Source organism: Pelotomaculum propionicicum, from assembly GCF_004369225.1.
Lineage (GTDB): Bacteria > Bacillota > Desulfotomaculia > Desulfotomaculales > Pelotomaculaceae > Pelotomaculum_B > Pelotomaculum_B propionicicum.
In genome coordinates this window covers 1-8,319 of record NZ_QFFZ01000081.1, presented here as the reverse complement: position 1 = coordinate 8,319, position 8,319 = coordinate 1, and the positions used below count along the sequence as shown (strand labels likewise).

The following is an 8,319-nucleotide window of genomic DNA, read 5'->3' as shown; positions in this document are numbered from 1 at the left end:
TGGTCAGGGGAATCCGCTCGCCTGACTCGTTCAGGCGCAGGATTACAAACTGCCCTGCCCTGGCTTTTTTGGCCACCAGCGGCGCCTCTATTTCAAACAGGTTCAGGGTGGGGGCCAGGACTTCTTTTCTTAAAATCCTGTACGTTTTAACCATCTCCTCTTGCTAATAGTTATTTAAACATTTTGCTGGTCAACTTGCTTTTTCACGTTCTTTTTTAAGTTTTTCTTTAATATCCTGGCGCAGCAAGACTTTTTTTATTTTGCCCGAAGCAGTCCGCGGCAGACTATCAACAATTTCCAAGCGTTCAGGATATTTGCACTTGGCCACATCCTTTTTATCAAAAAAGGCTCTCATTTCTTCCATAGTAAACTTCTGTTCAGGATTGTTGAGCACCACATAGGCGCAAGCCCTCTCGCCCAACCTCTGGTCAGGCATAGCCACCACACCAGCCTCACGGACATTCGGATGTTGGAGTAAGATGTTTTCTACTTCGGTACTGCTTATATTCTCGCCACCGCGGATGATAATGTCTTTCTTTCTGCCGTTAATCCTGATGTAGCCGTTATCATCCATGGTGCACAGGTCGCCGCTGTAGTACCACCCTTGATCATCCAGGACACTGTCAGTCAATGCAGGTTCCTTGAGGTAGCCCACAAACACAGTCGGCCCGCGGGAAGCTTCCTCTCCCTGAACACCCGCCGGCGCCTGCCGGCGCGCCTCATCGACCACCTTCACTTCCACACTGGGTACTGCCACACCATCAGTGCTGACTATTCTTTCAAAAGGATCATCTATTCGCACGGCAGTATGCGGAACACTCTCGGTGGAGCCATAGACCCCCATAACTTTAATGCCGGCATCCAGGGACTCTTTTACCATATGCCTGGGTATAGGCGCCCCTCCGCACAAAAAGAAGCGGAGTGAAGAGATGTCGTATCTCTTAGTTCGTAATGTCCGCAATATATCGTAAACATATGGTGTGGCGCCCATACTGCAGGTGCATTTTTCCCGTTCAATCAGCCCCAGGGTAATGTCCGGCTTAAACATGTCCTGCAGGACACTTTTGGCGCCTAACATAAACGGCGCGGTCACCCCATGGTGAAAACCGATGGCGTGGGCTACCGGAGCCGGCATTAACATTACATCGAGGTAAGTGAAATTCAGCGCCGCAGCCAGAGCCTTTTCACTGGCAATAATGTTATTGTGGGTTAACATAACGCCCTTCGGAAAACCCTCTGTTCCGGAAGTAAACAGAACCGCTGCCAGATCGTCTGCACTGCGTGAACGGTTGCCTGCCAGCGGAAAATATTCCTTTATAACTTTACATAAAGAAATGCCTTCATCAACTTTCTTTTCTTTTTCAACTACAACCACTTTTCTCAGGGTGGGAATCTTTGGCGCCAGTGAGGTAATCATGGCAGGATAGTCAAAATGTCTAAAATGAGATGGGATAAAAAATACTTTAGTTTCACACTTGTTCAGGGTATATGATAATTCCTCAGCACGAAAACCAGGATTAACCGGATTGGCGACCGCCCCTGCCTTCAGGCAAGCCACATAAATTACAGTAAATTCAGCCCAGCCGGGCAATTGAAAAGAAACAAAATCGCCAGGCGCCACCCCTGCGTCTTTCAAAAAAGCTGCCACCCTGCCGGCGGCGTCATCAAGTTCCGCATAAGTATAGCATGTTCCCTGCAGATCTATCACCGCTGTCTTTTCGGGAGCGCTCAGCACCGCCATCTGCCAGTAATCGGCCAGGGTAGCGTCACCCCAGTAGCCTTTCCGGCGGTATTCCAGCTTGCGGCTTTCATTTAGTTTAATCCCCAAAGATATTCTATCAGTACCCTCAGCCAGGGTATTCACAGTTATCCCTCCATCATCCAGCAGGTATTCTAAACTCATATAATTGCTGGAGGTACTTAAGGGGCTTAAACGGCCCCTTAAGTATTTATTGACAACAAGGCTGTCTCCCGCGCTTGGGTTTTGCTTTCTTAAGCAAAGCTCATAAACTAATTATTTGTTTGTTATTTATCTCAATAAATTACTTGGCTAATTCTTTGGCAATTACCAGTCTTTGAATCTGATTTGTCCCTTCAAATATCTGGAACACTTTTGAATCTCTCATGAGCTTCTCTACCGGATATTCTTTGCTGACGCCGTATCCGCCAAAAATCTGGACAGCGTCTGTAGTTACCCGCACTACTGTGTCACCGCAGAAGCATTTAGTAATTGAGCCTTCTTTTACTACCGGCTTTCCTTGGTCCATTAGAACCATTGAGTGGTGAACCAGCTGGCGGGCTGCTTCGGTTTGTATTTCCATATCGGCCAGAATCATTTGAACAGCCTGAAACTCTATAATCGGTTTGCCGAATTGAACTCTCTCTTTGGCATATTTAACACATTCATCAATAGCAGCCTGGCAAATACCGACAGCCAGCGTGCCGACAAAAGCCCTTGAGATGTTTAAAGTATTCATAGCCGTGGTAAAACCTGTACCTTCTTCGCCAAGCCGGTGGCTCACCGGAACTCTAACGTCTGAAAAAGCCACATCGCAGGTATTTGACAGTCTAAGCCCCATTTTGTCTTCGTGTTTCCCTACGGAGATGCCCTCGCGGCTTCTTTCAACTATAAACGCTGACAAACCTTTGACACCCTTGCTCCTGTCGGTGGAGGCAAACACAACGAATACATCAGCAACACTACCGTTAGTAATAAAGCACTTGCTGCCGTTAATTACATATTCATCTCCGTCTCTGACCGCGGTAGCCCTGATTGAGCCTGCGTCCGATCCCGCGTTGGGCTCTGTTAAACAGAAAGCTCCAAATGCTCCCGGTATGATAATGTCAGCAAATAGTTTTTTCTGAGCATCGTTGCCGGCCATAATCACTGACCTCAGGGCTACGAATGTGGTTACCAGTGAGATGGCAAAACCTGCGTCAACCTTGGCCAACTCTTCAAAAATTACCGCGGTTGTCTGGTAATCCAAACCTGAGCCGCCGTATTCCTCAGGAATCTCCAGGCAGTGCAAGCCCATTTCAAAAGCTTGCTTGAGAAGTTCCATCGGGAATTCACCCTTCTCGTCAAGCTCTTTTATGTGAGGCTTTACTTCGTTAACCGCAAAACTCCTTACCAGTTCTTTTAATTCTTTCTGCTGTTCTGTTAGAATGTGTCCCATAATCCTACTCCTCCAGTTATATTTTTTTGTTTTAATTTTTTAAAAAATCCGCATTTTTAGCCTTCTCTGAAAATTATTCCGATGCCTTGCCCTGGATAATTCCAGGAATAACCTTCAGCACCCTGATTCAACCGCTCACAAATGAGGCGGCAGTTACCGCATTCCAGACAACCCACGTGATCAAAACTCAGCTTATCGTTGATGGTATCCCACTTGTAACGCTCCGCCGGGCAGCAATAGGTGCAAGCCCGGTGCCCACAGCTCCTGCAGGCTTCTTTATCAACTAAAATATGTGAGTTGTGATCATCGCTGTCAAAACGGTTCTTGGCTAAGCGGTCATCCATTGATAATCTTTTCATAGTGACCTGCCTCCTTTAAGCATATCTTTGAACACATCAAAATAAGATATCTTGCCGGATATTGACTGTTTGACGAGGCCGGTGACCAATTTCGCCGGACTGCCGTCAACGTTATAAATGTTTTTCATCAGGTCTGCCGCAAGCCTGGGATAAGTTGTATACAGGTGGCGCGAGTGAGCGATGTAGTCATGTGATTTTTTGAATACTCCAAGATCCTTCAAAACTCTTTGCTGAAGTTTGTTTTCGTAGCTTTTCAGGGCACTCTTGGTATAAACTCCGGCTTCAATGGCTTCGTTGGCTGCCTCAGCGGCCGCTATCCCTGACAGAATAGCGTAGTCCATACCGCGTACTGTAAAGCCTCTGTTTACAACAAACCCTGCCGCGTCCCCGGCCAGCAGAAACCCGTCCGCACACAGCTGTGGCAGTGAGTTAAATCCCCCCTCGGGAATGAGGTGGGCGGAATATTCAACCAGTTCTCCACCTTCAATATACCTTGCTAAAGCCGGGTGTTGTTTGAGCGATTCAGCCACATCCGCCAGCGGCAATTTAGAATTTTTCCAGCTTTGCGAGTCCACAACAAGTCCCAGTGAAATGCTTTCTTTATTCGTGTAGAGGAAAGCGCCGCCGCTGATGCCCCTGTTGCAATCACCGACACACAATACAGCCGCGCCTTTGCCGCTGACCGTGTTGAACCTTTCGTTGATTATTTCCTCAGACAGTTTAATCACATGCTTTACACCGACCGCAATATCCTTCAAGTTGACCGGCCTGATCAGCCCTGACCGTTCCGCGACGGTGGCGTTTACACCCTCGGCGCTAATCACCAGATCGGCTTCAAGCTCCTCATCCCCAGTTTTAATACCAGCTACTTTTCCATCTTTGAAGATTAAGCCGTCAACAGTGCTGCCCGGTATAATCATGGCCCCCGCCTCTTCGGCTTTTTCAGCCAGCCAGGCATCCAGTTTAGCCCTTAATACCGTGTAAGATTGCTGTTCCAGAGACCCGAAAGTTGAGTCGATCGAAACACAGTCTTCAGGTGTCATCATCATCATGATTTCTCTGGTCACTTCACGCTCAAGCGGCGCGTCCGCCCATTCTCCGGGCATTAATTCTTCAAGAGCGTAAGTGTAAAGACGTCCACCGGTCATATTTTTAGCTCCCGGAGCCCTGCCTTTTTCAACTACCAGCACTTCCCGCCCTGCTTTCGCCAGGCGGTAGGCTGCGGCTGAACCGGCTACTCCCGCGCCGATTATGATGACCTGAAATTTTTCATCTGACATAACAATTACTCCCTTGTAATAATCTTATAAACCTTTATTCTCGTATTTATAAACATTTAATTAGACCCTGTCTATCCGCATTTATCTCCTTTGTGTCGAATTATAATAGATCTTAATTTATGCGTCTAATTCGTATTATTTTGGTATTCTAATCATTTTTATAGACAGGTTCTATAAGTTGTTTCATAAAACAAAAACCTCACGGCTCGTAACCATAAGGTCAAAAAATGAACAACGTCTGTATGACCAAGGAATATCCCTCCACCTATACCAGAATGGTTCCTTCGCTGCTCCTTTAAAACCCGATCCAGCGTATTTTGTTACCCTTCCTGGGCGGAGCTGGCGGTTTTTGGTCCGGGTAGCCAATTGGTATGGCTGATACTAGTTCTAAGTCATCTATTCCCATCAAATCGTTTATTTGATCCTCCACATACTTTGGAGCAGTCATCCAACAGGTACCCAACCCCTGGGCCGCAGCCAGAAGAAGGATATTTTGTATAAGCGCCGCAGCACTGATAAAGCTGATCACTCTATCATGTTCCGAGTGGAATCTGACCATGCTGCTCATGTCCGGGCGAATCTCAACAGGTATCTTCGGTACGTAGACCAGTAAAACAACTGGCGCACCGCCCATGTTCCTGAAATACTGCAGGGTGATGTTGGCAATTTTCTCCGGAAACATCTTCTCGAGGAGAGGTTTATAATATTTGTTGACATTAGCAATGATATCTACAAGCTTTTCTTTTTGCTCACCCTTTACAACTAGTATTTGCCAATTCTGTCTGTTGATCGCCGACGGCGCCCACATGGCATCCTCCAATATCTTTGCAAGTACACTTTGCGGCACATCCCTGTCCTGGTACTTTCGTATGCTGCGCCTCTCTCTAATCAGCGCATTTATATCCATTTAATCCCCTCTTTCATTTTTATAGATCTTGTTTAATATAAATTAATTGTCTACATCCCCCATCTAGGACTGCCAGTAGGATGACATCTTTTCTAAGGGAATTTCCAACAGCCCCTTTGTTTTAATATATAAATAAATCATAAAACCTCTCTTGCAACGAAAGATACACTGTAGACAGGGGCTATTGTCGCAATACACATAAGCGTCCTCGTCCGCCAAAGCGAATACCACGGGCGGCCGCTTCTTTGCAGTGACATACTTGATGTAACTCCCGGTAAAAGTTTTAAGCAGAATCCATTCTGGACTGTCCTCCGGCTGTTTCGCTTCCCAGAATACCTGCACCGCATTCTGGTTGTAACCGCCGACAATTTGGTAATCCACAGTGATCTCAGGCGACACGTCTTCCAGACGCAGCGGCTTCAGCTGTTCCATGGGCGAGCCGCAGCAGGCAGGCGCTTGAGCCGGCATGCTGTAGCCCAACCCCTGGTAGAGCCTGCCGCAATGACCACAGCGGTAGATTACGATATCGGGGCATTCCGGCCACGGTTTTCTGGCTTCCCTGCTTCTTAGCGGTCCAAATTCCTGCTCTGCCAAATTCCAGACCTCACAGTACGTTTTGAATTCTGAAACCGCTTCTTACGCTTTATGAAGCTCGTTTCATCCTGCAACAAAGGCCACATAAGCTTTCACTTCTATACTTTATTTTAAAAAGAGGGGCACCGGCTTGGAACCGGTGACCCTCTTGCAGTCCATACACTCAGGATTAATCGTTATACTGTAAGACGCCACCGTGTTTTATAGTCTGGCGGGAAATGGTGATGCGCTGAACAGTGGGAGTACCTTCCTCTAAGAACATGGCGCGGCAGTCGCGGTACAGGCGCTCAGTCGGACCATATTCGCAATCTTCGAAGTAGCCGATTCCACCGAAAATCTCCAGCATCTCATCGCTGACTAATTTAACAGTGTTGATACTGAACAGTTTGCACATAGCCGCTTTTTCTTCGATGTATTCTCCCTTGGGGTCCTTTTCGTAGTCCTTAGCAAAGTCATAAACCATGGTGCGCAGGGCATGGATGTGAGTAGCCATGTCGGCAAGTTTCATTCTGATAGCCTGGCGTTCAATGATGGGTTTGCCAAAGGTAACACGGTCATGGGCGCGCTTAAGGCTCATCTCCAGCATCCGCTGAGCCATGCCCAGGTTACTGGCGGCAATATGAACACGTGAAACAGACAGGGAGTGAATAGCAATTTCAAGGCCCTGGCCTTCTTTGCCTAATAAATACTTCTTGTTGACTCTCATGTTGGTAAACTTTAAGCCGGTATGTCCTGAACCACGGCAGCCCATCATGTGAGGCATGGGAGTAACTTCGTAGCCCGGGGTGTCGCAGGGAACCATGAAGGTGGAGAGGCGGTGGTCCTTATCGGCATCAGGGTTGGTAACGCAGGTAATATAAGCATAGTTACAGCAGTCAGTGTGGGAGATTAAAAACTTTTCCCCGTTAATGATGTAATCGTCGCCGTCTTTTACCGCTCTGGTTTGAATATCGGCGCCAGTTCCGCCTTTTTCCTCGGTGACAGCCCAGCAGGTGAAGACTGACCTGTCCTGGAATCCAGGCATTAACTCCGCCTTGAGCTCTTCAGAACCGTAGTCGTACAGGGGGCGCCAGTTCAAATCCATGGCGTAGTGCAAGTGCATACGCATTCCGCCGGGGCCGCGGCTGAATTCTTCCTGAATCTTCAGGATCTCCAGCTCGGAAAGTCCCCACCCGCCGTACTCCTCGGGAAGGGAGCAACGGTACAGGTTGTTTTTGATGCCCAGTTGATAGAACTCCTCGGGGAACTTATTGGTAACCTCGATATCTTTCTGCATCGCATCAAAGGGCCCCTCCGCGAGTTCACGGATCTGCTTCAAATAAGCTTCGAATTCTTCCTTAGTTAACTTGCTCATTATTCTCCTCCTTATGTTTTTGAAATTTAATCGCCTCTATTTCCCCTATTAACTAAATTATAAGTACCCGATTTTTCAAATACAAATTGGTAACGATCGCACTTTTGTGCACTATTAATAGAAGGCGTCTATGATTTCTTTTTGTGATACATAGCTACCAGGTAAAGTTGGCTGCGGCAAAGAGGGATTTAGTGGTGTGGTATTGAAGCAAGTGAAGCAAGGGGACGTTCTTTTTGAAGCAAGGGGACGTTCTTTTTGCTTCCAAAACAAAAGCCTCACGGTTGTTATACCATGAGGCTTTAAAATTGATCTAGCAGCGACCTACTCTCCCAGGGACCAGCGTCCCAAGTACCATCGCTCAGGAGGGCTTAACTGCCGTGTTCGGGATGGGAACGGGTGTACCAATTCGGTCGTCGGTCGTCAGACGTCGGTCGTCAGAAAAAATATAAAAACAAACCTCATGGTGTTTTCTCCATGAGGCTTAAAATTAATCTAGCGGCGTCCTACTCTCCCAGGGACCAACGTCCCAAGTACCATCGGCGCTGAAGAGCTTAACTGCCGTGTTCGGGATGGGAACGGGTGTACCCTCTTCGCTATCACCACTAGAAAGTTATATTCCTTTAATATTCCTTCAAAACTGAACAGCATA

Annotated in this window: 7 protein-coding genes, 2 rRNA genes and 1 pseudogene; all 10 read right to left on the bottom strand. The window is 47.4% G+C overall.

Features of this window, described 5'->3' with window-relative positions:
* Positions 1-154: pseudogene (locus tag Pmgp_RS20430) on the bottom strand (sulfide/dihydroorotate dehydrogenase-like FAD/NAD-binding protein); the annotation flags it as partial.
* Between the two features lie 36 nt (positions 155-190).
* Positions 191-1,864, bottom strand: a complete 1,674-nt coding sequence (fadK, locus tag Pmgp_RS18410) for a medium-chain fatty-acid--CoA ligase (protein WP_205078101.1) — start codon at positions 1,862-1,864, stop codon at positions 191-193.
* Between the two features lie 178 nt (positions 1,865-2,042).
* Entirely contained in the window at positions 2,043-3,176 is a 1,134-nt protein-coding gene (locus Pmgp_RS18405; RefSeq protein ID WP_134216024.1) for an acyl-CoA dehydrogenase family protein, read from the bottom strand.
* Between the two features lie 56 nt (positions 3,177-3,232).
* Complete coding sequence (locus Pmgp_RS18400; RefSeq protein ID WP_134216022.1) at positions 3,233-3,535, bottom strand: ferredoxin family protein; 303 nt, start codon at positions 3,533-3,535, stop codon at positions 3,233-3,235.
* Positions 3,532-4,815 (bottom strand): FAD-dependent oxidoreductase, encoded by a 1,284-nt coding sequence (locus Pmgp_RS18395; RefSeq protein WP_134216020.1) that lies wholly within the window; start codon positions 4,813-4,815, stop codon positions 3,532-3,534. Before Pmgp_RS18395 ends, Pmgp_RS18400 begins: the two co-directional genes overlap by 4 nt.
* A gap of 295 nt (positions 4,816-5,110) precedes the next feature.
* Complete coding sequence (locus tag Pmgp_RS18390) at positions 5,111-5,722, bottom strand: nitroreductase family protein (RefSeq protein WP_134216018.1); 612 nt, start codon at positions 5,720-5,722, stop codon at positions 5,111-5,113.
* Positions 5,723-5,785: 63 nt separating this feature from the next.
* Positions 5,786-6,316: a hypothetical protein gene (locus Pmgp_RS18385; protein WP_134216016.1), complete on the bottom strand. Its 531-nt coding sequence runs from the start codon at positions 6,314-6,316 to the stop codon at positions 5,786-5,788.
* Between the two features lie 169 nt (positions 6,317-6,485).
* Positions 6,486-7,670, bottom strand: coding sequence for an acyl-CoA dehydrogenase family protein (locus tag Pmgp_RS18380; protein ID WP_134216014.1), 1,185 nt, complete (start codon positions 7,668-7,670; stop codon positions 6,486-6,488).
* A gap of 308 nt (positions 7,671-7,978) precedes the next feature.
* Positions 7,979-8,095 (bottom strand): 5S ribosomal RNA (rrf, locus tag Pmgp_RS18375).
* 65 nt (positions 8,096-8,160) lie between these two features.
* Positions 8,161-8,277, bottom strand: a 5S ribosomal RNA gene (rrf, locus tag Pmgp_RS18370).
* Between the last annotated feature and the right edge of the window lie 42 nt (positions 8,278-8,319).

Coding starts and splice junctions, on each gene's coding strand:
- Pmgp_RS18405 (WP_134216024.1), bottom strand. CDS start 3,176: ATGGGACACATTCTAACAGAACAGCAGAAAGAATTAAAAGAACTGGTA.
- Pmgp_RS18400 (WP_134216022.1), bottom strand. CDS start 3,535: ATGAAAAGATTATCAATGGATGACCGCTTAGCCAAGAACCGTTTTGAC.
- Pmgp_RS18395 (WP_134216020.1), bottom strand. CDS start 4,815: ATGTCAGATGAAAAATTTCAGGTCATCATAATCGGCGCGGGAGTAGCC.
- Pmgp_RS18390 (WP_134216018.1), bottom strand. CDS start 5,722: ATGGATATAAATGCGCTGATTAGAGAGAGGCGCAGCATACGAAAGTAC.
- Pmgp_RS18380 (WP_134216014.1), bottom strand. CDS start 7,670: ATGAGCAAGTTAACTAAGGAAGAATTCGAAGCTTATTTGAAGCAGATC.